A 23459-nucleotide genomic window follows, 5' to 3' on the forward strand; every position below is an offset into this window, starting at 1 on the left:
CGCTAGAAACGCCGGCGACCCACACGCAACCGAATAAGGTGCTGTCCCCCACGGAATGGACCCGCTTCAATCCGGTGGGGGACGCGGCGGACCGGGGCGGCTGTGATCGTTGAAACCGATCAAGCGAGCGGAACCCGATCGTCCGAGGAGCACGTATGACCGTCCACCAAGCCACCGCGACCGGGCGACTGCGCACCGCGTGGAACAGAGCACACGCCCCGGTGCCCGGAGTCCCCCGGTGGGCCAAGGTCGCCGCCTACGCCATCCCCTTCGCCGTGCTCCCTTCCGGCCTTTGGCGGATCATGACCGTCGTCTTCGACGTCGGCGGTGACGGCCCGCACGGTTCGGGCCAGCTTCCGTCGTGGCTGCCGGGGCCGGTGTACGTCATCGCGTTGTCCGTCGTCGCGGAACTGTTCGCCTTCACCGCCATCGGGCTGGTCGCCGAGTGGGGAGAGGTGCTCCCGCGCTGGATTCCGCTGCTGGGCGGCCGCAAGGTACCGCCCCTCGCCGCCGTCGTGCCCGCCGCTCTCGGCGCCACGATCCTGACCGTTCTGTGGACCGCCGCCATCGCCACCGAGATGTCCGGGCGCACCCTCCAAGGCGATCCCCTGCCGGACGACTTCCCCACGGAGTCACTGCACGGCTGGCAACTCGCCTTCTTCGAACTCACCTACGCCCCGCTCCTGCTTTGGGGACCGCTGCTGGCGGCGGTCTGCTTCGCGTACTGGCGGAGGCGCCGGCAGTGATCAAGCACAAGTCCGTGAAGGCCTCCTTCCCTACCCTGAGAGTAGGGAAGGAGGCCTTCACGGAACGATCAGCAGGAGACGCCGGTCCGCCCGTTCTCCACCCGCGCGGTCAGCGTCCGCAGGAACGACGGATCCCCGTCCGCGGTGACCTTCACGTCGTACCAGCCGCCCGAAACCGGCCAGTCCACCGTGACCGAACGCCCGGCCCCGACCCGCACGACGCGCGTGAACCGCGAAGACGACAGCCGCAGCGTCAGCGCCGAAGTGCCCGAGTTGGACAGCTTGAATTCGACACCCGAGCGCCACGTGAGGAACCGCGTCCGGACATCGACACCCGCGGCGGCCCCGCGACGGTTTCCGCGCAGTTCCCACCACGACCGGTTCGGCCCCTGGACGACGACGCGGTAGTCGTCACCGGCCAGCCGCACGAGTTCCGGTGCCTCGCCGCGGACGTCGCGGTGCGCGGGCTCGGCGAATTCGCCCTTGTACGGGTACAGCGCGAAATGCGCCGACGACGAGCCGCTGTTGGCCAGCGAAAGCGCCAGATTCCCCGACTTGTCCACCGCGCCGGACACCGACACCTGGTACGGCAGCGGCCGGGACGGCCGGTTGCCGGGCTCGGCCACGGGCAGGCTCTGCTCCGCCGGGGCGGACGGCCGCCAGCGGCTGATCGGTGCGGGCACCGGGCCGGGCCGGTTCACCCGCGGCTGACGTCCGGCCCGCGAGAAGTCGAAGGCACCGGTGAGATCACCCGCGACGGTCCGCCGCCACTTGCTGATGTTGGGCTCGGCGATCCCGGTCCAGCGTTCGAGGAACCGCAGCACCGAGGTGTGGTCGTACACGGTGGAGTCGACGTTGCCGCCGATCGACCACGGCGAGACGACCGTCATCGGCACACGCGGGCCGAAGCCGAGCGGCTGGCCGTTGAAGTGGTCCGCGTCGTTGGCCGCGTTCCCGGGCGGCATCGGCGGCGGAACGTGGTCGAAGTAACCGTCGTTCTCGTCGAAGTTGATCAGCAGCACCGTCTTGGACCACGTTTCGCGGTCGGACGCCAGCGCGTCGAGCACGCGGTAGATCAGGTTCGCGCTGCCGACCGGAGTGGACGCGCCAGGGTGCTCGGAGTCCTTCGCGGACGGCACCAGCCAGCTGACCGCGGGCAGCCGCCGCGCCTGGATGTCCGCCTTCAGCCGGGTCACCAGTGTCTCCGGCTCGCTGCGGTACATGGCCTTCTTGAACAGGTTCCGCTCGGCGGGCGTCAGTTTCGCGACCCCGGCGTCGAACTGCGCCAGCAGCTTGGTGCGCTCTTCGGGGGTCTTCTTGAGCAGCGTGTCGTAGAACTCTTCGGTGGTGCGGAACCTCCCCTCGACCGAAGCGAGGATCTTCGTGCCGACCTTCTTGAACGGCACGAAGTACTCGACGGCGTTGTCGGTGAAGTTGTCCCACTCCTGGTAGATCTGCCACGGCACCCCGGCGGCTTCGAGGCGCTCCGGATACGTCGTCCAGTCGTAGCCCTTGTGGTCGTAGGAGTACGCCGCGTTCGTCACCGCGCGGTTCGTCGTGCTGCCCGGTTCGAACCCGGTGGTCCCGGTCCACAGGAAGTTCCGGTTCGGGTTGGTGGAGCCGAAGATCGAGCAGTGGTAGGCGTCGCAGATGGTGAAGGTGTCCGCGAGTTCGTACTGGAGCGCGATGTCGCGGCGCTCGTAGTAGGTCATGGTGGCCGGCGTCTTCGCCGCGATCCAGCCGTTGTTCCAGCCACGCGCCCACGCCTTGCCGCTGCCGTTCCAGCTGTGGTCGAGGTCGCCGAGGTACTGGATGTCGTCCGGTTTCCGCCCGGCGAGCTCGGCCGCCTTGCGCACCGAGAACGGCAGCACCGTGCCGCCCGCCGGATTCGGCTGCTCGAACACCGACGTCCCCGACGGCAGTTCGAGCGGATGCGTGTCGGAGAAGCCCCGGACACCGCGCAGGCTGCCGTAGTAGTGATCGAACGACCGGTTCTCCTGCATCAGCACGATCACGTGCTCGATGGCGTCGAGTCCGCCCCGGCGCATGGGTTCGGCCATGGCGGCGTGCACGGACGGCGGGAGAAGGGTGGTGGCGGCCGCGGCGCCGGTGGCGCCCAGCAACGTACGGCGTGACAGTTCAGGCATGCCCGAACCTTGACCCAGTAACATGAACGTCACAAGAACCGAACCGGTCGACTCGGAGTCGGTAGCCGGATGGTGACACGGCGTCCGTAGCGGTCCGCCCGTACGATTCCCGGATGGCCGTGATTCCTGAGCATCACGACGAAAACGACGGTGGGGAAGACCTCCCGAAGCCGGTGTTCGCCTATCCTGGAGGCCGTCGCCGCGTCGTCCGCCGGATCGCGATCAGTGCCGGCGCCGCCGCCTCTTACGGAGCACTTCTCCTCTTCGCGCTCTCCGGCGTGCCTGACCTGCCTACCGCGCTGGGCCCCAGGCCGGTACCCGGGCCAGAGGTGACGCCCCCGCCGTCCGCGACAGCGCCGCCCACGACAACGACAACGACAGAAGGGCCTCGAACGGCTTCACCGCCGGAATCGTGGGGAGCGCCCGAGCCGGTTCGCGAAACTTCGCCCACGAGCGCCAGGCCCGCTCCGGTCCGGACCACGGCTTCGCCCGGCCAACCGGAGACACGGGCACCCGCCGCCTCCTCGCAGTCGGGCAGCGACCGCCGCAACCGCCGCGTGCCCGAAGACCCGCCCAGCAAGGTGAAGACCACGCCGCCCAAGAGCGGGCGCTGACGCCCGGTTCTCCCCGGTTCGTCGTGAGGTCACTGCGCTGAGTGACCGTCCGGTGGGGTGACCCCGCTGAACGGCCGCCTGCGCGGTAACCTCACGGGCACCAAGACCGCAGACCCTTGAGGAGGGCCCGTGTCGGCAGGGCAGATCGCCGCGCTGATCGCCGCAGGAGCATTCGTCGTACTCGTCGTGCTGCTGGCGATCGTGCTGTTCAAGCTCGGCCGGACCCTGGACGAGGCCACGATCGCCATCCGCAAGGCGCACGAGAACACCGACCCGCTGCTGATCGGCGCGAACGAGACGATCACGCACGTCAACACGCAGCTGGAGCGGGTCGACGGCATCACCGCCAACGCGCAGGCCGTGTCCGGCAACGTGTCCGCGCTGTCGTCGGTGTTCACCGCGACGCTCGGCGGACCGCTGGTGAAGACGGCCGCGCTGTCCTACGGCCTCAGCAAGGCGATCAAGGCCCGCCGGAAGAAGGCGGAAGCGAAAGCCTCTCGTCCGGCGAAGAAGCGGGGCCGCAAATGAAGCGCCTGTTCTGGCTCGGCGTCGGTGTGGTCGCCGGCGTCGCCCTGTCACGCAAAGCGACGGAAACCGCTCGCCAGGCCACCCCTGCGGGGTTAGCCTCGAACCTGGGCGACGCCGTGCGGGAACTCGCGGGCGCCGTCGGTTCGTTCGGCGCGGAGGTCCGCGCCGGGATGAGCGAACGGGAACAGGAGCTGCACGACATGGTGTCCGAACGGACCGGCTTGAGCACGGCCCCCGTGACCGAGGGCAGGCACGCGGCGTCGTCGCGGCGCCCGGTCCGGCGAGCTCGCCGGGCGGAGGGCTGATCGGGTCGCCTCCGCGACCGGAAGATCCCAGCCCTTCGCCGTTCTCGCCTGTCCGCATTCCCCGCGCCTTCGCGCGAGCCCGTATACAAGGACGATCCCGTGGAAACACACGAAATCACGAAGCGTTTTCTGAGCCATTTCGAGAACAAGGGACACACGCGCGTCCCCAGCGCGCCGCTGATCCTCGACGACCCGAACCTGCTGTTCGTCAACGCGGGCATGGTCCAGTTCAAGCCGTACTTCCTCGGCGAGGCCCCGCCGCCGTACCCGCGCGCGACCAGCGTCCAGAAGTGCGTCCGCACGCCGGACATCGACGAGGTCGGCAAGACCACGCGGCACAACACGTTCTTCCAGATGGCCGGGAACTTCTCGTTCGGCGACTACTTCAAGGAAGGCGCCATCGAGTACGCCTGGGAGCTGATCACCAAGCCCCAGAGCGAAGGTGGCTACGGCCTCGACCCGGCCCGCATCTGGGCGACGGTCTACGAGGACGACTCCGAGGCGGCGGGCCTGTGGAAGAAGCTCACCGGCCTGCCCGGCGAGCGCATCCAGTCCCGTGACGGCAAGGACAACTACTGGGACATGGGCGTGCCCGGTCCCGGCGGCCCGTGCTCGGAGATCTACTACGACCGCGGCCCGGACTACGGCCGCGAGGGCGGCCCGGTCGCCGACGAGGACCGCTACATCGAGATCTGGAACCTCGTCTTCATGCAGGACGTGCGGGGCGACAAGAGCCCGAAGCACGGCCACAAGCCGATCGGTGAGCTGCCGAAGAAGAACATCGACACCGGCATGGGTGTCGAGCGGGTCGCTACGATCCTCCAGGGCGTCGAGAACGTCTACGAGACCGACCTCGTCCGCCCGGTGATCGGCCGCGCCGAGGAGTTCTCCGGCCGCCGCTACGGCTCCGACCACACCGACGACGTCCGCTTCCGCGTCATCGCCGACCACGCCCGCACCGGTGTCCTGCTCATCGGCGACGGCGTCACCCCGGGCAACGACGGCCGCGGCTACGTGCTGCGCCGTCTGCTCCGCCGCATCATCCGCTCCGCGCGCCTGCTCGGCGTGCACGAGCCGGTGCTGCCCGCCTTCGCGGCGGTCGTCCGCGACACCATGGGCCCGACGTACCCCGAGCTGGTCTCCGGTTTCGACCGCATCGAGGACATCGTGCGCGTCGAGGAGGAGGCCTTCCTCTCCACGCTCACCAGCGGCTCGCGCATCTTCGACCTCGCGGCCGAGGAGACCAAGCGCGCCGGCGGGTCGCTGCTGGCCGGGGACAAGGCGTTCCAGCTGCACGACACCTACGGCTTCCCGATCGACCTGACGCTGGAGATGGCGTCCGAACAGGGCCTGTCCGTCGACGAAGAAGGCTTCCGCACGCTCATGAACGAGCAGCGGCAGCGCGCGAAGGCCGACGCGGCTTCGCGCAAGACCGGCCACGGCGACCTGTCCGAGTACCGCAAGGTGCTGGAGCGCAACGGCGAGACCGAGTTCCTCGGCTACACCGACCTGCAGGCCGAAGCGAAGGTCGTCGCGCTGCTCGAAGACGGCGTGCCGGTCTCGAGCGTCGGCGAGGGCAAGAAGGCGGAGCTGGTCCTGGACCGCACGCCGTTCTACGCCGAGAGCGGTGGCCAGGTCGCCGACACCGGCGTGCTGCTCGGCGACGGCGTCGAGCTCAAGGTCCACGACGTGCAGAAGATCGTGCCGGGCCTGTTCGTGCACCGCGTCGAGGTGCTCGAGGGCGAGGTCGGCATCGGCAGCTCGCTGACCGGTTCGGTCGACCAGCACCGCCGTCTGTCGATCGAGCGGTCCCACTCCGCGACGCACCTGGTGCACGCCGCCGTGCGCGGCGCGTACGGCAAGCGCGCGGCGCAGGCCGGTTCGCTGAACTCGCCGGGCCGGATGCGCTTCGACTTCACCACCTCCGGCGGCGTGTCGGCCGACGTGCTGACCGAGGTCGAGGAGGAGGTCAACGACTACCTCCAGACCAACGTCGAGGTGAACACCTTCGTCACCACGAAGGACAAAGCCCTCGAACTGGGCGCGGTCGCGCTGTTCGGCGAGAAGTACGGCAACGACGTCCGCGTCGTCGACATGGGCGAGTACTCCCGCGAACTCTGCGGTGGCACCCACGTCGACCGCATCGGCCGGCTCGGCCTGGTGAAGCTGGTGGGCGACTCGTCCATCGGTTCCGGTGTGCACCGCGTCGAGGCGCTCGTCGGCACGGACGCGCTGAAGTACGTCCGCAAAGAGCAGCTGCTCGTCTCACAGCTCGCGAACACCTTCAAGGTGCCGTCGGAGCAGCTGCCGTCGCGTATCGACGACGTGCTCACCCGGCTCAAGAACGCCGAGAAGGAGATCGAGCAGCTGCGCACCCAGCAGGTGCTCGGCTCGGCGGGCTCGCTCGCGGACAAGGCCGAGGACATCGGCGGCGTCGCGGTCGTCGCCCAGATGCTGGGCGAGGGCGTCGACTCGAACGGCCTGCGCGCGCTGGCTTCGGACATCCGCGGCAGGCTCGGCAACCGTCCCGGCATCGTCGCGCTGTTCGCCCCACAAGGCGAGAAGGTCGCCTTCGTCGTCGCCACCACGAAGGCGGCGCAGGAGAAGGGCATCGCGGCGGGCAAGCTCGTCCCGTCGTTCGCCGAGTCGATCGGCGGCCGTGGCGGCGGCAAGCCGGACATGGCACAGGGCGGGGGCACCAACCCGGCCGGGGCCGAGCAGGCCATCGCCTCACTGCGCGCGGCGGTCGCCCAAGTTGGCTGACGACGCCCCCCAGCGGCGCCCGGATCGACCAGGAGAGTCCGATCCGGGGCGTGGCAGGCGGCTTGGCGTGGATGTCGGATCCGTCCGGGTCGGGGTCGCGTTGAGCGATCCCGACCCCATCCTCGCGAGCCCTCTCGTTACCCTCACTCGCGACGCGGCGGGCGACAAGGACGTCGACCTGCTCGTCGGACTCGTCACGGAACACGACGTGGTCGAGGTCGTCGTCGGCTTGCCGAGGACGCTCAAGGACCGTCATGGGCCGGCGGCCGAAGCGGCGCTGGACTATGCCGAAAAGGTCGCCGCCAGGATCGCGCCGGTGCCGGTGCGACTGGCCGACGAGCGGTTGACCACGGTGACGGCATCCAGGATGCTGTCGCAGCGTGGGGTGAAGGGACGTAAGCAACGTGCCGTCGTCGATCAGGCGGCCGCGGTCGAGATCCTGCAGGCGTGGATCGACGCGGTAGCGGCACATCGCGCACGGAAGGGCGATACATGACCGAGCCCCACGGCCGGCCCGAGCGCCGTCAGGGCGGTAGACGACGGTTGCGGGAGCCTGAGGAGGCCAGCCCGCCACCGGCCCCGCCGCGTCGACGGCCCGAACCCCAGCCGTCGGGACGACGGCACGTCCGGCAGGAACCGCCCGAGCCGCCCGTACGGCGTCCGGCGGAGGAACCGCCGCGTGCCCGCCGGTCGCCGGAAGAGCCGCCGCGTGCCCGGCGCGCCGCCGACGAGCCGCAGCGTCCGGGCCCACCGAGGCGGGCCCCGGAACCCGCGGTCCCGCCACCGCCCCCCGCTCCGCAGCGGCGGTTCCCCCAGCCGGGTGACCGGAGTCTTGGCGTGCCCGCCTATGCCCAGGACGAGGCCCCCCGCCCAGGCCGCCGCAGGCGCCGCGAGGACGACGGCCCGCTCCCGGACGAGCGGCCGACCGACATCCTCCCCGCGATCCAGGAAGCGCCGATCGCCCGGCGTCCCGGCGCGGCTCCTTCTTCGCCGCCCCAAGGAAGCGAAGAGGAATACAACGAGATCTTCGGTGACGACGAGTACGACGACTATGACGAGTACGAGGATTACGAGGACTTCGAAGACGAAGACCGGGCCGAGCCCGAACGGATCGAGGACGAGCGTCCGGAACGACAGGGGCCGCCGCCCAAGAAACGCAAGAAGAAGCGCGCGCTGGGCTGGATCGCCGCGCTGACCGTGCTCGTCCTGCTCGCCGGTGGCGCCTACTACGGCTTCACCGAGATCTTCGGTTACGACGACTACGAAGGCACCGGCGAGAGCGACGTCCTCGTCCAGGTGGAGAAGGGCGACTCGACGTCGGCGATCGGCAACCGGCTGCAGGCGGCCGGGGTGGTCGCCAGCGGCAAGGCGTTCGTGAAGGCGGGCGAGGACAACACCGCCGTCTCGCGGCTCCAGCAGGGCTACTACGTCATGAAGACGAAGATGTCCGGTGCCAGCGCGGTCGAGAAGATGATCGCGCCCGCGTCGAAGGTCGGCCAGGTCGAGATCCGGCCGTACACCCAGTTCCACGACATCACCCAGCCCGACGGCAAGGTGACCCCTGGCGTGTATTCGTTGCTGTCCAAGGCTTCCTGCGCGGACCTGAACGGAACGAGCACCTGCCTCCCGGTCGAGGAACTGCGCAAGACGATCGAGACGGCGGATCTGGCGAAACTGGGCGTCCCGTCGTGGGCCGTCGAGTCCGCCACGAAGGCCGAGCACAAGGACCGGCGGCTCGAAGGGCTGATCGCCCCGGGTATCTACAACGTCAAGCCCGGATGGTCGGCCGAAGAGCTGCTCACGTTCGTCGTGAAGACCTCGGCGGAGCGCATCCTGAACGCCGGGCTGAGCGATCAGTCGAAGGGGCAGGGCAAGACCCCCTACGAGACGCTCATCATCGCGTCGATCATCGAACGCGAGGCGGTGAAGGCCGACTTCGGGAAGATCTCGCGGGTCATCTACAACCGGCTCGACGAGAAGATGCGGCTCGAGATGGACTCGACGATCAACTACGTCCTCGACCGGCCGACCCTGCTCACCAAACCCGAGGAACGGGAAAAAGCGGGCGCGTACAACACGTACAAATCGGTCGGCCTGACCCCGACGCCGATCGCGGTCCCGAGCGCGGAGGCGATCCAGGCCGCGTTGAAGCCGGCGGCGGGGGAGTGGCTGTTCTTCGTCAAATGCGAGAAGAACGGGCTCTCCTGCTTCGCGGTGACCTTCGAGGACCACAGGAAGAACCGAGATGACGCGGTGAGGCGTGGTGTCATCTGAGCGCAAGGCCGCGATCCTCGGGAAACCGGTCGAACACTCGCTCTCGCCCGTGCTGCACGGCGCCGCGTTCCGCGCGCTGGGGCTGGACGGCTGGACCTACGAGCGGGTCGAGATGGACGGTCCCGGGCTGCCCGCGTTCGTCGACGGTCTCGGCCCGGAGTGGGCCGGGCTTTCGGTGACCATGCCCGGGAAACGGGCCGCGCTGGAGCACGCCGACGAGGTGACGCCGCGTGCGGCGGCCGTCGGCGCGGCGAACACGCTGGTGCGCCGGGAAACCGGTTGGCTGGCCGACTGCACCGACGTCGACGGCGTCACCGAGGCGCTGCGGATCGCGGGGGAGTACTCGCCCGGCACGGACGACGCGGCCGTCGTCCTCGGCGCGGGCGGGACCGCCGCCGCGGCCGTCGTCGGGCTGGCGTCGCTCGGCGTGCGGACGGTGCGGCTCGTCGTGCGGGATCCCGCACGGGCGACCGAAACGGTCGAGGCGGCCCAGCGGGCCGGGCTCGACGCCGAGGTCCTCCGCTGGGCGGACGCCGACTTCGGGAAACTCGCGGCGGCTTCGGCGGTGCTGGTGAACACCGTGCCCCCGGACGCCGTCCGGCCGCATCTGGCGGAGCTGGCCCGCATCGGGTGCGTCCTCGACGTCATCTACCACCCTTGGCCGACCGCGCTCGCCGAAGCCGTCGCCGAGCGGGGAGGGCGGCTCGCGACCGGCTTGGACATGTTGCTGCATCAGGCTTTCGGGCAGTCCGAGTACTTCACCGGGCAGCCGGCGCCGCGGGCCGAGATGCGGGACGCGTTGCGCGAGGCGACCGGCGGAATCCTTTCTCTGCCGATCGGCTGAGCGGACCACGGGAGGCCAGGTCGCACGGCTCACCGGTCCGTGAAGGCCTCCTTGCCTACCCTGAGGGTAGTGAAGGAGGCCTTCACGGACCGGTGAGCGTTCCCTCACGGCCGTCCGGAACCCTCCTTCAGTGAAAGCGCCTGACAAGATCGCCCGGGTTCGATAATCTGGCCGACTGCCTCGAGAGGGGTGTCGCGGCAACCTTGGTGGACCACCGCGCGCCCCTGGCCGAATGGCCCCGCTATCTCGGCGGCAGGGCGCTCTTGATGGGGGACGGGACGTCTGATTCCTATTCGCGCCCTGGCGACGTGATCGCGGTCGCGCGCAGCCTCGCGAGGAGTGTTGAGGAAGGAACAAGGGGTCAATGCCTAAACCCGATCGAGACGACTACACCGAAGAAGACATCAACGACTCGTGGGTCGATCAGGCTCCGGTGCTGAATTCCACCGTCACGCTGGCCGAATACGACCCGGAGTGGCCCGAGCTGTTCGACCGGGAAGCCCGGCGCATCAGGGGGATCCTGGGGGAGCGCGCGCTGGTCCTGGAACACGTCGGCTCCACGTCGGTGCCGGGTCTGTGCGCGAAACCGATCATCGACATCATGCTGATCGTCGCCGATTCGGACGACGAAGACGCCTACGTGCCGCAGTTGGAGGCCGAGGGCTACAAGCTCGTCATCCGCGAGCCGGAGTGGGAGAAGCACCGCTGCTTCAAAGGCCCGGACACCAACATCAACCTGCACGTCTACTCGCCGGACAACGGCCAGGCCGAGCGCTACCGGCTCTTCCGCGACCGCCTGATCGCGCACGAGGGCGAGCTGAAGCTCTACGAAGCCAGGAAACGCGAACTGGCGTCGCGCACCTGGAAGTACATCCAGCAGTACGCCGACGCCAAGACCGAGGTGATCGACGAGATCATCGAACGGGCGCGCGCGGCCCAGTACGACGGGTTCGCCCGGCTCTACGCGGCGCACGCCGAGACCAGCAGCACCAACGCCCTCTACGACCGGCCCGCCATCGTGGAGCTGGCCGGGGACGTGGCGGGCAAACGGGTGCTGGACGTCGGCAGCGCGGCCGGTCACCTCAGCGCCTTGCTCGCCGCGATGGGCGCGGACGTCCTCGGCGTCGACGCCAGCGAGGGCATGGTCGCCATCGCCAGGGAGAAGTTCGGGGACGTCGCTCGATTCGAGATGGCGGACGTTTCGCGGCCGATGTCCTTTTTGGAGGACGCCTCGATCGACGTCATCACGGCGTCGCTGGTGCTGCATTACCTGAAGGACTGGGCGCCGGCGCTGGCGGAGTTCCGGAGGGTGCTCAAACCGGGCGGGCTCCTGGTGTTCTCGGTACACCATCCCGGTGAGGACTGGCGCTGGTTCGACAAGCGGAACTACTTCCGGCTCGAACTGCTGGAGGACGAGTTCCCGGCGGGCCACAAAGTCCGGTTCTACCGGCGGCCGCTGAGCTGGACGTTCGACGCGGTGCGGGACGCCGGCTTCGCCGTCGACAGGCTGGTCGAGCCGATGCCGCAGGAGACGGCCGCCGAATCGGACCCGCGGTGGTACGCGAAGCTGCGGACCGAACCCCGGTTCCTGTACTTCCGGACCGTGCGGGAACCAGCCACGGCCCGCATTTAGTCCTCTAAATGCGAAAGTCCCTGAAGGCCTCCTTCCCTACTCTCAAGGTAGGGAAGGAGGCCTTCACGGACCCGTGCGAGGCTCCGGAGCCCCGCAAGATAAGTGACTAATCGCGCGGGGGAGCGGAATCGTCGAGCTTCGAGAGGTCCCGGATCAGCGAAACGATCTCCCGGCTCACCGGCCGCAGCACCCGTAGCCGCGAGAGTCCCACCAGCCGCGCGATCAGCGGGACCGTCCGTTCCACCAGGATCCGGCTGCGTTTCTGGCCGCGCGAGCGGTCGTGGACCCAGAACAGCACGACGCCCATCTGGTACAGCCACAGCAGATCGGGCAGGTCGCCGCGCAGGTCCGGGTCGAGTTTGACGTCGGAGTCGGCGATGACGTCGCGCATCAGGCCGACGGAGGCGTCCCGTGCGGGTGAAGACTCCTCACTGAACGGGCTCAGCGGTGAGTCCGGGTCGGCGGCGTTGACGAAGAGCTGCTTGCCGAAGCGGTGGTACGGCTCGGCGACGTCGAGCCAGGTGAGCAGGACGGTTCTGAGCCGGGCACTGAAGTCCCGCTCACCTTCGATCGACTCGCGCGCGCTCGTCAGGTGCGCGTTGGCGATCTCGTCGTAGAAACCTTGGATCAGCTGGTCTTTCGAGGCGAAGTAGTAGTAGGCGTTTCCGACCGACACGCCCGCTTCGGCGGCGATGGCCCGCATGGTCGTGCGGTCGTAGCCGTTCTCGGCGAACAACCGCAACGCGGTCGCCACGATCAGTGACTTGGTTTCCTCACTCTTCGCCACCACTGCACGGTATCCGGTCAGGGCGCGGGGTGTGGAGCGGGCGCCGGGTAGCCGGGGTAGGGCGGCGGCACCGGCGCCGGCCGCGCGGTGGCATGGTTGAGGTGCTTGCGCCGGATGCCGTTGAACACCAGCACGTTCCCGACGTGCATCACGCCGAGCACGAGCGCCACGGTGCCGACCTTGACCGACAGCATCTCGAAGACGTCGCGCGCGTCGAGGACGGTGTCGTCACTGGTCAGGAACAGGGTCACGAAACCCAGGCTCACCAGGTAGAACCCGACGACGAGCAACTGGTTGACCGAATGCGCCAGTGCTTGTTCGTCCTGGAAGACGTCTTCCAGGAACGTCTTGCCGTGTCTGCTCAGCGTGCGGGCGACCAGCACGGTCAGGGGGACGGTGATGGCCAGGTAGAGCGCGTAGGCCACGACTACGGGTTGCATGGGGACCTCCTTTTGAACGTGTTCAAGAAGAACGGTAGCCCAGATTTTGAACGCGTTCAAGAGACGCTGTTCATCTGAAGCTCACCCGTGCGGCCGCGCGGAGTGCGTAAGGTCGCACCGGACTCTGGGAGGTAAGACCGTGAAACGCATCGCCGCCGTGCTCACATCGGGCGCCTTGCTGGCCGGGACGCTGCCGGCCGCCACACCGGCGGAAGCGACCGTCGGGCAGAACATCCGCTTCGCGACGTACAACGCTTCGCTCAATCGCGGAGCCGCCGGTCAGCTGGTGACCGATCTGTCGCAGCCGGGCAACGCGCAGGCCGGCGAGGTCGCCGAGGTGATCCAGCACAACCGGCCGGACGTGCTCCTGATCAACGAGTTCGACTACGTGCCCGGCAACCGCGCCGCGGACCTGTTCCGCGAGAACTACCTGAAGCGCGGCCAGAACGGCGCGGCGCCGATCGACTACCCGTACGCCTTCACCGCGCCGTCGAACACCGGTGTCGCGACCGGCTTCGACCTGGACCGCGACGGCCAGGTCGGCGGCGGCAACGACGCGCACGGCTTCGGCCTCTTCGAGGGCCAGTACGGCATGCTCGTGCTGTCCAAGTACCCGATCGACACCAAGAACGCGCGGACCTTCCAGAAGTTCCTCTGGAAGGACATGCCGGGCGCGCTGCTCCCGGACGACCCGGCCACCGGGGCGCCGAACGACTGGTACTCGCCGCAGGCGCTCGACGTGCTGCGCCTGTCGTCGAAGTCCCATTGGGACATTCCGATCCGAGCCGGCCGCTCGACCGTGCACTTCCTGGCCTCGCACCCGACGCCGCCCACCTTCGACGGCCCCGAAGACCGCAACGGCACCCGTAACCACGACGAGATCCGCTTCTGGGCGGACTACGTGACCCCGGGCAAGGGCCGCTACATCCACGACGACAACGGCCGCCGCGGCGGGCTGGGCGCGCACGAGAAGTTCGTCATCGCCGGTGACCAGAACTCCGACCCGCTCGACGGCGACAGCGTTCCCGGCGCCATCTCGCGTCTGCTGAACGCCCCGCGCGTCATCGAAACCCGGCCGGGCAGTGAAGGCGGCGTGCGGGCCGCGCAGGATCAGGCAGGCGCCAACATCGGCCAGAAGGGCGACCCGTACTTCGACACCGGCGACTTCAACGACAACGCGCCGGGGAACCTGCGGATCGACTACGTCCTGCCGTCGAAGGGCCTGTTCCCCTGGCGTGCCGAGGTCTTCTGGCCGCTGCCCGATTCACCGCTGGCCCGGCTCAACGACGCTTCGGACCACCACCTGGTGCGCGTCGACGTGTTAGTCCCGCGCCGGTAGGCCTCACCGGGCGCCGAGCAGCGCGACGCCCGGTCCGGTGAGCGTGGCCAGCCCGGTGCTTCGCCCGCTCACCGACAGGAGCAGGTCGACGAGCGGGCCCCGTACCTCTTCGGTGCCCGCTCCGCCGGCCCATTCGGCGTCGGTGGCGATCAGCCTGAGGTCCCGGCAGCGTTTCTTGGCGCCCCAGAACGGGCTGACGAGAAGGTGCTCCAGAGCCGCGATCGCCGGCTTCGCCGGCATGGGCCGGTCGATGCCGAGCGGGCGGGCGACGTCCTGGCCGTGGATGAGGACGTCGGCGAGCGGGTCGACCGGTTTGGCGCCGGGCGAGCGGCGGGCCGATCCGGCGTCCTCGCGGATCTGGGCGACGAGTTCGGCCGGGGTGAACCGCGCGGCGTAGGCGACGGCCTGGTCGACGTTCATCCGGTCCCAGTTCCCCTTGGCCTTCACTATGCCGACGAGGGTGTCCTTGAGCCGGTTCCTGGTGGTCTGCGCGAGATGGCCCGCCATCGCGTGGACCGTCCACTCCGTACACAGGGTCTTCGCCGACCAGTCCCGCTCGGCGAGGCTCTCCAGCAAATCCGCGAAGCTCAGTCGTTCGGCCTCGGTCCAGGCCAGGATCTCGCCCTCGTGCATACCTGCTCCTCGTCTCCGGTCATCGTCGTCCGAGCGCCTTGACCGCTCTCGATCCGCGAGACGATCGCCTCGCGACGACCCGCGGCCCCGCGCGCTCCAGCAGGGGACGGACTCTTCGGTCATCACACGGAGGAATTCCTCGCTCGTCCCCGGCTTCAGCCGGTAGGGTGCGGAAACTCCAGGATCACGGTGGCCTCCCCAGGCATGGCTTCGGCGCCGACTCTAGCCTGGGGAGCATGAAGATCGCGATTCTCGACGACTACCAGGAAGTGGCGCTCGGCTTCGGGGACTGGGACTCCCTCGACGCGGAGATCGAGGTGTTCACGAAGCCGTTCGCGGACCCCGCCGATGTGGTCGCCCGCCTCCGTGACTTCGAGGTCGTGGTCGCGATGCGCGAGCGCACCCGCTTCCCCGCCGAAGTCCTCGACCGGCTGCCCGCGCTCAAGCTGCTGGTGAGCACCGGCCACCGCAACGCCGCGATCGACGTGGCCGCCGCCCGGCGCAACGGCGTGGTCGTCTGCTCCACCGGGTACATCGCGGCCCCGGCGGCCGAGCACACCTGGGCGCTGATCCTCGCCGCCGCGCGGAACGTGCCGGTGGAGTCGCGGAACATGCGCGAGGGCGGCTGGCAGACCACCGTCGGCACGATCCTGTCCGGCAAGACCCTCGGACTGCTCGGGCTCGGCAGGCTCGGCGCCGGCGCGGCCAAGATCGGGCAGGCGTTCGGCATGGAGACCATCGCCTGGAGCCAGAACCTGACCCAGGAGAAGGCCGGCCCCCACGGTGTGACGGCGGTGTCGAAGGACGAACTGTTCGCCCGCGCGGACGTCCTTTCGGTCCACCTGGTGCTCAGCGACCGAAGCCGCGGGCTGGTCGGTGAGGCCGAACTCGCCGCGATGAAGCCGACGGCGATGCTGGTCAACACCTCGCGCGGCCCGATCGTGGACGAAGTCGCGCTGGTGGACGCCTTGCGCCGCAAGGAGATCGCGGTCGCCGCGCTGGACGTGTACGACGTCGAGCCGCTGCCTGCGGAGCATCCGCTGCGGACGCTGGACAACGTCGTGCTCACCCCGCACATCGGCTACGTCACCCGTGAGGCCTACGAGATCTTCTACCGCGACGCGGTCGAGGACATCGCGGCCTTCCAGGCGGGCTCACCGATCCGGGTCATGGAGTGAGCCTGCGCGTGGCGAGCTGCACGGCCCACCACACGGCCGTGCCCGCCGCCACGCTGAGCACCAGCACGAGTGGTGCCGGAAGGTGTGGGAGCAGGGCGGGGAAGACCGTCCAGTGCGTCAGATAGATGTAGAGCGACGCGCTCGCGACCAGCCCGAGGACGCCGGCCACCGCCCTCGGCACCGGGACATGGACCTGGAGCAGCACCAGCACCAGCCCGCCCAGCACCACGGCCTCCCACAACGGGTCGCCGACCATCCCCGGGACCAGCAGGAAACCGAACGCCGGCACGATCGCCCGCTGCGTGCCCGTCCGCGCCTTGTGGGCCAGCCATCCGAGCGCGAAGAACCAGACCGTGCCGAGCGTCGTCCAGTGCAGTTCGGGGAACGACGGCGCCTCGCCGAGGCTCACCCGGAGCAGGAGACCGGCGCCGAGCGCCACCAAGGCCGTGGCGAATCCGTGTTCCCGCTCGGCGCGACGCACGGCCGGGATCGCGAACACCAGTGACAACGCCAGGAACGCGTGCACGAGGACCTCGACGAACCAGTACCCGTAGGCGCCGGTGAGGGTGAAGTTGTTGATCAGCAGCACGTTCGTCCACGACACGTCGTCGGTGACGGCGAGCCGGTAGCCGAGCCAGGCGATCGCGGGCACGGCGATGGGGAGCGCCGCGCGGGCGATCCGTGACGCCGGGCCGGGCAGCACGAACCGGGCGAAGTTCCAGCCCGCCACGATGAGCAGCAGATGCGCCCCGCCGTGGACGGTGAACAACTCCATGTGCGTGCTCACGATGAGGATGATCGCCAGCGCGCGCAGGAGGACGTTGGTCTCCAGCGTCGCCCACCGCGAGGGTCTCGTGCGCAGGCGCTCGAGTGCCGAGACCGGCATGGCCGGCCAGTCGTCGGGAAGCCGTCCGAGCACGCGTTCCAGCGCGATCGACATCCTGACGTAGGAGAGCGAATCACCGCCGAGCCCGACGAAGGTCGCGTCGCCGGGAATGTCCCGGCGGCCGAAGACGGTGGCGAACGCCCGGCGCACGGAACCCGGTTCCGCCTCGTCCGGTTCCCCCGCGGCGGCGATCGCCGGATAGTCGGGCTTTCCGTTGGGCAGCAAGGGGAACTCACGCATGCGGCGGACGACGACGCTCGACGGTGGCAAACCGAACCGGGTGCGGACGAGGGCGGCAGCCCGTTCGGAGGACCGGTGGACGGCGATCACCACCCGCGTGTCGTCGCCCGCGCACACCGCCTCGATCCCGGCCTCGGCGAGGACGCGTTCCACCCGGTCGAGGTCGACGCGCAGCCCGAACGGCTTGACGAACCGGCTCTTGCGGCCGGTCACCTCGTACAGCCCGGCGGGGTTGCGGCGTCCGAGGTCGCCGGTCGGGAGTTCGTGGACGGTCCTGCCCGAAGCCAGGTCCGCGGTGGTGTGCGCGTAGCCGAGCATCACGTTCGGGCCGCGATAGATCAGCTCGCCGTCTTCGGCGAGGCCGAAATCGCCGCCCCGGACGGGCACGCCGATCGCGGCGGGGTGGGCGGCCGCCAGGTCCGGCGGCAGATAGGCCATCCGCGCGGTGGCCTCGGTCTGGCCGTACATCACGAAGAACCGCCAGCCGCGCCGCCGTCCGAGTTCGGCGTACTCGGTCACCTTCGCGGGATCGAGCCGTCCGCCCGCCTGCGTGACGTAGCGGAGATCGGGGAGGTCGAGCCGATCGAACCCGACCTGGTCGAGCAGGGCGAAAGTGTGCGGGACGCCGTGCAGGCTCGTCGCGCGCCGCTCCTTCACCAGCGTCCAGAACGCGGGCTCGAGGACCGAGTGTTCGGTCAGCAGCAGGCACGCGCCGCGCAGGAGGTTGCTGTTCACCACGGAAAGCCCGTAGCAGTACGGCAACGGCAGCGAGGCGACGGCGCGGTCGGTGGCCCGGATTTCGAGGTACTCGGCGATGGCCGAGGCATTGGCCCGCAGGCCGTCGGCGGACAGGCGCACCAGCTTGGGGGAACCGGTCGACCCCGAGGTCGAAAGCAGCAGCGCCAGTTCGGGATGCAGATCGTGTGCGGTACCCGGCCGCCGCTCGGTCAGGACGCCGTCGATGACGACGTCCGGGTCGTAACTTTCGGTCAGCGCGCCCGCCTGGCCACGGGGGACCAGCAGCACCGGATGCCCGCCGCGGAGCGCCGCCAGGTAGGCGACCAGGGAGCCGGTGTCGTTGGCGGCGGCCAGCAGGACCAGCCTGCGCACCGGGCCGAGCCGATCGGCCACAGTGGACACTCGCTGGTCCAGTTCCCGGTAGCTCAGCGCGGAGCCGTCCGGGGCGACCAGCGCGGTCCGGTCGCCGTGGACCGCCAGATCGCCGAGGAAGCCGAGGTCGGCGGCCCTGGTCATGCCGGTTTCCCGGCGAAGAACAGGGCGGGGCCGGACACGCGCACGCGAACCTCGTCACCACGGGAAACCCCGAGCGGACCTTGGACGCGTTGGCGCACCTGCCCACCGTCGGCGAGCCGCAGCAGCACCGTCGCGTCGTGCCCGTGGAACAGGACATCCTCCACGGTGGCCGGTACGCCGTCGGCGTCCACGTGCAGTTGTTCCGGGCGCAGCAGGACGGTGCCGGTCCCGCTGCCCTGGACGGGAAGCCTGCCCAGGGGCGTGTCCACCGTCCCGTTTTCCGCGTCACCGGGAAAAGTGACCGCCTCGCCGACGAAGAGCGCGACCCCGAGATCGGCGGGCCTGCCGTAGATCTCTTGCGGTGTCCCGAGTTGCGCGACGACACCGCCACGCAGCACCGCGACCAGGTCGGCCATGCCGAGCGCCTCCTCCTGGTCGTGCGTCACGAGCAACGCCGTCGCGCCGAACGCGCGCAGCGCCGCGCGGACGTCCACGCGGAGTTCTTCGCGCAGACTCGCGTCGAGCGAGGAGAACGGCTCGTCCATCAGCACGACACCCGGTCGTGGCGCGAGCGCGCGGGCGAGCGCGACCCGGCGTTGCTGCCCACCGGACAGCTCACCGGGTTTCCTTGCCTCGTAACCGGAAAGCCCGACCAGATCGAGGAGCTCGCCGATCCGGCCGTCGCGTCGTCCGGCGCGCGACAACCCGAAACCCACGTTGCCCGCGACGCTCAGATGCGGGAACAGCGCGCCTTCCTGCGGCACGATCCCGATGCCGCGGCGTTCCGGCGGCACGTGCGTGGATCCGCCGGCGAGCAGCCTGCCGCCGAGGCGCACCTCGCCGTCACGGACCGGATGGAACCCGGCGAGCACCCGCAGCAGAGTCGTCTTCCCGCAGCCGGACGGCCCGAGCACCGCCACGAGCCCGCCTTCGGGAACCCGCAGATCCAGCCCGCGCAGTACCGGTTCCGGTCCGTACCCGGCGATCAGGCCCTTCACGTCCAAGCCGCTCATCGCGTCACTCCTCGCAGGAACCGGTCGAGGACGACGGCCGGGATGGCCGCCACCACCAGCAGGACCGCCGCGTAGGGCGCGGCCGCGGCGTAGGCGCCGATCTCGGTCTTCGTCCACAGTTCGGTGGCCAGCGTGTCCACCCCGGTCGGCCGGAGCAGCAGGGTCGCGGGCAGTTCCTTGGCGCAGGTGAGGAAGACGAGCGCCGCGCCCGCCGAGATGCCCGGAGCGGCCAGCGGCACGGTCACCAGCAGCCGCGTGGCCGTGCGGCCCTTCCCGAGCGACCGCGACACGTCCTCCAGCACCGGTGGGGCATGCGCGACGGCGGTCCGCACGGCGCTCACCGCCAGCGGAAGGAAGAGCACCGCGTAGGCGAAGGCCAGCATCGACGTCGTCTGATAGAGCTCCGGCAGCACGCGGATCCCGAAGAACACCAGCGCGAGCCCGACCGTGATACCCGGCAGGGCGTGCCCGGCGAAGCTCGCCAGTTCCATCCCGCGGACGAGCGGTCCCCGGTGCCGCGCCGCGAGGATGCCGACCGGCAGGGCGAACAAAACGGTGAGGAGCGCGCCGGAGGCCGCCACCGCCACGGTGTTCCCGGTCGTCGAGAGCAGGTTGCCGCCCGCCGCCGAACTGCCCGCGACCAGCCACCGGACGAGGCTCGCCACCGGCACGCCGAGGGCGAGCAGGAGTACCACCGCCGTCCCGGTCACCGCCGGGATCTTCGCCCCGCCGAGGGGAACGCGGACGGGCTCGCGTTCCCCTCGGCCGCCGGCCGCGCCTCGCGCGCGCCGTTCGCCGATGGTCAGCAGGATCGCGAGGACGACCAGGACGCAGCCGAGGATGGCGGCGGGCGTCCGGTCGAAGGTCCCGCGATAGCTGGTGTAGATGCCGAGGGTGAACGCCTCGAACCGCATCAGCGACACCGCGCCGAAGTCACTCAGCACGTACAGCGCGACCAGGAGTCCGCCCGCGGTGGCCGCGGGCCGGATCTGCCGCAGGGTCACCGAGAAGAACGTCCGCGTGCTCGTACGGCCCAGCGACCGCGCGACCTCTTCGACCGCCGGGTCCGCGGTGCGCAGCGCCGCCGCGACGGGAAGCAGGACGTACGGGTACGACACCAGCGTCAGCACCAGGAACGCGCCCCAGAACCCGGTCAGCCCAGGGGTCAGCGCCAGCCACGTGAACCCGGCGACGTACGACGGCACGGCCAGCGGCAGTACCAGGAGGATCCCGGCGAACCGGCGCCCCGGCAGGTCGCTGCGCACGACGAGCCAGGCGGAGAGCACGCCGAGCACCAGGCAGGCCGCGGTGACCGCGGCCGCGAGCGCGACGCTGCGCACGGCGAGATCGAAGGTGCGGGACCGCCACAGGACACGCCACACCTCGCCCGCCCCGTGGTCGAACGAGCGGACCGCGAGGTAGCCGAGCGGCGTCACCGCCGCGGCCGCGACCAGCGCACCGAGCGTCGTCAGTGCGGGGGCGGCCCGGAAGACGCCTTTCAGGACAGGCCCGTTTCCTGAAGCAGCGCGACGGTCTGCTGCAGCGACGACAGCCGCGAGAGATCGATGTCGGGGCCGTGCAGCCCGGTGAGCGGCGGCAACTGGTGCTTCGACGACTTCACCGCCGGAACGACCGGATATTCCGCGGTGACGTCGGCGAAATGCCGTTGCGTCTCCTCGGAGAGCAGGAACCGGACGGCCTTCAGCGCGGCGTCCCTCCGGTCGGTCCCCTCGACGACACCCGCACCGGCGACGTTCACCAGACCGAGCGGGTCGCCGCCGGGGACGTAGTGCAGTTTCGCCCGCACCGCGTCCGTGCCCGCCTCGGCGACCTTGGCGTACCAGTAGTAGTGATTGATCAACCCGGCGGGCAGCTGGCCGTAGTTGACGGCGTTGAGGATCGCGACGTTGTTGTCGAACCGCTTCGGCTCGTTCGCGGCGAACCGGCGCAGCCAGTCCCGCGCGAAGTCCTCGCCCTTGAGGACCCGCACCGAGGTCACGAACGCCTGCCAGGAGCCGTTGGTCGGGGCGAACCCCAGCCTGCCCTTCCACTTCGGGTCGACGATGTCGTCGAGGCTCTTCGGCAGCTCCGCTTCGGTGACGGCGCGCGGGTCGTAGGCGACGACCCGGACCCGGGCCGAGGTAGCGACCCAGCGGCCGTCGTCGGCGCGGTAGCCGGCGGGTACGAGGCCGAGGACCTCGGCGGGGAGCGGGGAGAGCCTGCCCTGGCCGGCGACCGCGCCGAGCGCGCCCGCGTCCTGGGCGAAGAAGACGTCCGCTTGGGTGCGCTCACCCTCTTCGAGCAGCTGCGCGGCCATCTCCCCGCTGCCGCCGTAGCGCACCTCGACCGGGGTCCCGGTGGCCTGCTTCAGCCGGTCGAGAAGCCCGCCGACCAGCTCCTTGTTGCGTCCGGAGTAGATCACCAGCGCGTCGGATTCCTCCGCGCTGTCGCAGGCGACGACAGAGGTCGTCAGCAACGCCGCGACGAACAGAACCACAGCTATCCGGCCCACAGCCACGGGGCCCTCCTTCGGTCAGCCCCCACGGTTGTGCCGCGGCTAAGGTAAAGCTCACCTAAGGGGCTGGCAAGGCATCGTGGCCGTTACGTGATGCAACCTCGGTCACGTCACTCATTCGAGTGGTAACCGGGTTTCCTGTGGGTTCTTGCCCAGCTCGGCTGCGGGGCGCCGAAAAGGGACGGGACGGAGCTGTCTGCCCGCTTCGGTCCAGGTGGTCGTGCCGGCCTGAAGTACATGAAGGTCGAGTTCCCTCGGCTGAGTCGAGGGAAGGGGTCCTTCACGCGCGGCCGCTGTGCCTGCTGTGGTCGCTGGTGTACCTGGGACGAGAGCGGCGACCCTGAAGGTCCGTGAAGGCCTCCTTCACTACCTTCAGGGTAGGCAAGGAGGCCTTCACGGACACATGATCAGCCGCAGCCAAATCCAGTAGGCACCCGTGGCCCTGACCCGAATCGCCACTCACGACCCACCGGGTCACCTGGTCACCCGCCGCGTTTACCCAGCTCGGCCAGCACGGCGTCGGTGTAGGGCGGCCACACCTCGGCCGCCCACGGGCCGAAAGCCCGGTCGGTGAGCGCGACGCAGGCGGCACCGGCATCGGGATCGACCCAGAGGAACGTGCCGGACTGCCCGAAGTGGCCGAAGGTCCGCGGCGAACTCGACGAGCCGGTCCAATGTGGACTCTTGTGGTCGCGGATTTCGAATCCGAGCCCCCAGTCGTTCGGCTTCTGGTGGCCGAAGCCGGGCAGGACGCCGGAAAGCCCGGGGAAGACCACGGAAGTCGCCTCGCGCACCGTTTCGGCGGCGATGAGCTTCGGTGCCTGCAGTTCGGCGGCGAACGCCACCAGATCGTCCACAGTGGACTCGGCGCCCGAAGCGGGGGAGCCGGTCAGCTTGGTCGCCTTCATGCCCAGCGGCTGGAAGAGCGCCTCCGCCTGATAATCGGCGAAGGGGATGCCGGAATGCTCGGCGAGCGCGTCGGCGAGCTGTTCGAAGCCGGCGTTGGAGTACAGGCGCCGGTTGCCCGGCGCGGTCATCGGCTTGTGCTCGTTGAAGGCCAGGCCCGAGGTGTGCGCGAGCAGATGCCGGATCGTGGAGCCCTCCGGCCCGGCGGGGGTGTCGAGTTCGACGACGCCCTCTTCGATCGCGATCAACACGGCGTAGGCGGTGAGCGGCTTGGTCACCGACGCGAGCCGGTACACCTTCTTCGTGTCGCCGTGCGTGCCCAGCACGTCACCGGCGGCGGTCACCACGGCCGTGGCGGCGTTGTCCACCGGCCACTGTTCGATCCCACGCACGCTTTCCATGCCCAACACCCTA

General features: G+C 69.7%; 19 protein-coding genes. 10 read left to right on the forward strand and 9 right to left on the reverse strand.

Annotation, left to right across the window (positions count from 1 at the left end):
* Positions 1–155: 155 nt before the first annotated feature.
* Positions 156–746 carry a hypothetical protein gene (locus tag AC069H_RS23305; RefSeq protein ID WP_478233808.1) on the forward strand — a complete coding sequence of 197 codons (591 nt, stop codon included), beginning with the start codon at positions 156–158 and terminating at the stop codon, positions 744–746.
* A 68-nt stretch (positions 747–814) separates the two neighbouring features.
* Here AC069H_RS23305 and AC069H_RS23310 read toward each other — a convergent pair whose 3' ends face one another.
* The gene (locus tag AC069H_RS23310; protein ID WP_478233809.1) at positions 815–2893 is read right to left on the reverse strand and encodes a phosphocholine-specific phospholipase C; all 2079 of its coding nucleotides are present in this window, start codon (positions 2891–2893) and stop codon (positions 815–817) included.
* Positions 2894–3636: 743 nt separating this feature from the next.
* On the opposite strand from AC069H_RS23310, the gene AC069H_RS23315 reads away from it, so the two are divergent.
* From AC069H_RS23315 to AC069H_RS23345, 7 genes are all read left to right on the forward strand, one after another.
* Positions 3637–4035 (forward strand): DUF948 domain-containing protein, encoded by a 399-nt coding sequence (locus AC069H_RS23315; RefSeq protein WP_007031187.1) that lies wholly within the window; start codon positions 3637–3639, stop codon positions 4033–4035.
* Complete coding sequence (locus AC069H_RS23320) at positions 4032–4340, forward strand: hypothetical protein (protein WP_016333063.1); 309 nt, start codon at positions 4032–4034, stop codon at positions 4338–4340. Before AC069H_RS23315 ends, AC069H_RS23320 begins: the two co-directional genes overlap by 4 nt.
* 99 nt (positions 4341–4439) lie before the next feature.
* On the forward strand, positions 4440–7103 hold the full coding sequence (gene alaS, locus AC069H_RS23325; RefSeq protein ID WP_478233810.1) for an alanine--tRNA ligase: 2664 nt from the start codon (positions 4440–4442) through the stop codon (positions 7101–7103).
* Positions 7096–7599: a Holliday junction resolvase RuvX gene (ruvX, locus tag AC069H_RS23330; protein WP_034318271.1), complete on the forward strand. Its 504-nt coding sequence runs from the start codon at positions 7096–7098 to the stop codon at positions 7597–7599. Before alaS ends, ruvX begins: the two co-directional genes overlap by 8 nt.
* A 341-nt stretch (positions 7600–7940) precedes the next feature.
* On the forward strand, positions 7941–9377 hold the full coding sequence (gene mltG, locus AC069H_RS23335) for an endolytic transglycosylase MltG (protein ID WP_478233811.1): 1437 nt from the start codon (positions 7941–7943) through the stop codon (positions 9375–9377).
* Between the two features lie 13 nt (positions 9378–9390).
* Positions 9391–10221, forward strand: a complete 831-nt coding sequence (locus tag AC069H_RS23340) for a shikimate dehydrogenase (protein WP_478233865.1) — start codon at positions 9391–9393, stop codon at positions 10219–10221.
* Positions 10222–10585: 364 nt separating this feature from the next.
* The gene (locus tag AC069H_RS23345) at positions 10586–11854 is read left to right on the forward strand and encodes a GrpB family protein (protein WP_478233812.1); all 1269 of its coding nucleotides are present in this window, start codon (positions 10586–10588) and stop codon (positions 11852–11854) included.
* A 106-nt stretch (positions 11855–11960) separates the two neighbouring features.
* On the opposite strand, the gene AC069H_RS23350 is transcribed toward AC069H_RS23345, so the two are convergent.
* Both AC069H_RS23350 and AC069H_RS23355 read right to left on the reverse strand, forming a co-directional pair.
* The gene (locus AC069H_RS23350; RefSeq protein ID WP_478233813.1) at positions 11961–12641 is read right to left on the reverse strand and encodes a TetR/AcrR family transcriptional regulator; all 681 of its coding nucleotides are present in this window, start codon (positions 12639–12641) and stop codon (positions 11961–11963) included.
* Positions 12642–12658: 17 nt separating this feature from the next.
* On the reverse strand, positions 12659–13081 hold the full coding sequence (locus AC069H_RS23355; protein ID WP_478233814.1) for a hypothetical protein: 423 nt from the start codon (positions 13079–13081) through the stop codon (positions 12659–12661).
* Positions 13082–13220: 139 nt separating this feature from the next.
* Here AC069H_RS23355 and AC069H_RS23360 point away from each other — a divergent pair, with 139 nt between their 5' ends.
* Positions 13221–14420, forward strand: a complete 1200-nt coding sequence (locus AC069H_RS23360; protein ID WP_478233815.1) for an endonuclease/exonuclease/phosphatase family protein — start codon at positions 13221–13223, stop codon at positions 14418–14420.
* A gap of 3 nt (positions 14421–14423) precedes the next feature.
* On the opposite strand, the gene AC069H_RS23365 is transcribed toward AC069H_RS23360, so the two are convergent.
* Positions 14424–15053 carry a maleylpyruvate isomerase family mycothiol-dependent enzyme gene (locus AC069H_RS23365; protein WP_478233816.1) on the reverse strand — a complete coding sequence of 210 codons (630 nt, stop codon included), beginning with the start codon at positions 15051–15053 and terminating at the stop codon, positions 14424–14426.
* Positions 15054–15289: 236 nt separating this feature from the next.
* Here AC069H_RS23365 and AC069H_RS23370 point away from each other — a divergent pair, with 236 nt between their 5' ends.
* Positions 15290–16231: a D-2-hydroxyacid dehydrogenase family protein gene (locus AC069H_RS23370; protein ID WP_478227915.1), complete on the forward strand. Its 942-nt coding sequence runs from the start codon at positions 15290–15292 to the stop codon at positions 16229–16231.
* On the opposite strand, the gene AC069H_RS23375 is transcribed toward AC069H_RS23370, so the two are convergent.
* From AC069H_RS23375 to AC069H_RS23395, 5 genes are all read right to left on the reverse strand, one after another.
* Positions 16221–18611 carry an AMP-binding protein gene (locus AC069H_RS23375; RefSeq protein ID WP_478233817.1) on the reverse strand — a complete coding sequence of 797 codons (2391 nt, stop codon included), beginning with the start codon at positions 18609–18611 and terminating at the stop codon, positions 16221–16223. The two genes, AC069H_RS23370 and AC069H_RS23375, sit on opposite strands and share 11 nt — an antisense overlap.
* Positions 18608–19624: an ABC transporter ATP-binding protein gene (locus AC069H_RS23380; RefSeq protein ID WP_478233818.1), complete on the reverse strand. Its 1017-nt coding sequence runs from the start codon at positions 19622–19624 to the stop codon at positions 18608–18610. The genes AC069H_RS23375 and AC069H_RS23380 overlap by 4 nt, the downstream gene beginning before the upstream one ends.
* Positions 19621–21060 carry an ABC transporter permease gene (locus tag AC069H_RS23385; RefSeq protein ID WP_478233819.1) on the reverse strand — a complete coding sequence of 480 codons (1440 nt, stop codon included), beginning with the start codon at positions 21058–21060 and terminating at the stop codon, positions 19621–19623. The genes AC069H_RS23380 and AC069H_RS23385 overlap by 4 nt, the downstream gene beginning before the upstream one ends.
* A gap of 62 nt (positions 21061–21122) precedes the next feature.
* The gene (locus AC069H_RS23390) at positions 21123–22142 is read right to left on the reverse strand and encodes an iron ABC transporter substrate-binding protein (protein WP_478233820.1); all 1020 of its coding nucleotides are present in this window, start codon (positions 22140–22142) and stop codon (positions 21123–21125) included.
* A 479-nt stretch (positions 22143–22621) separates the two neighbouring features.
* Positions 22622–23446: a serine hydrolase domain-containing protein gene (locus AC069H_RS23395; RefSeq protein ID WP_478233821.1), complete on the reverse strand. Its 825-nt coding sequence runs from the start codon at positions 23444–23446 to the stop codon at positions 22622–22624.
* Positions 23447–23459 lie beyond the last annotated feature (13 nt).

This window comes from Amycolatopsis sp. NPDC043887 (assembly GCF_056435665.1).

What these genes read in the sequence shown, in the direction of transcription:
- AC069H_RS23305 (WP_478233808.1), top strand. Translation starts at nt 156, where the DNA reads ATGACCGTCCACCAAGCCACCGCGACCGGGCGACTGCGCACCGCGTGG.
- AC069H_RS23310 (WP_478233809.1), bottom strand. Translation starts at nt 2,893, where the DNA reads ATGCCTGAACTGTCACGCCGTACGTTGCTGGGCGCCACCGGCGCCGCG.
- AC069H_RS23320 (WP_016333063.1), top strand. Translation starts at nt 4,032, where the DNA reads ATGAAGCGCCTGTTCTGGCTCGGCGTCGGTGTGGTCGCCGGCGTCGCC.
- AC069H_RS23345 (WP_478233812.1), top strand. Translation starts at nt 10,586, where the DNA reads ATGCCTAAACCCGATCGAGACGACTACACCGAAGAAGACATCAACGAC.
- AC069H_RS23355 (WP_478233814.1), bottom strand. Translation starts at nt 13,081, where the DNA reads ATGCAACCCGTAGTCGTGGCCTACGCGCTCTACCTGGCCATCACCGTC.
- AC069H_RS23365 (WP_478233816.1), bottom strand. Translation starts at nt 15,053, where the DNA reads ATGCACGAGGGCGAGATCCTGGCCTGGACCGAGGCCGAACGACTGAGC.
- AC069H_RS23370 (WP_478227915.1), top strand. Translation starts at nt 15,290, where the DNA reads ATGAAGATCGCGATTCTCGACGACTACCAGGAAGTGGCGCTCGGCTTC.
- AC069H_RS23375 (WP_478233817.1), bottom strand. Translation starts at nt 18,611, where the DNA reads ATGACCAGGGCCGCCGACCTCGGCTTCCTCGGCGATCTGGCGGTCCAC.
- AC069H_RS23380 (WP_478233818.1), bottom strand. Translation starts at nt 19,624, where the DNA reads ATGAGCGGCTTGGACGTGAAGGGCCTGATCGCCGGGTACGGACCGGAA.
- AC069H_RS23395 (WP_478233821.1), bottom strand. Translation starts at nt 23,446, where the DNA reads ATGGAAAGCGTGCGTGGGATCGAACAGTGGCCGGTGGACAACGCCGCC.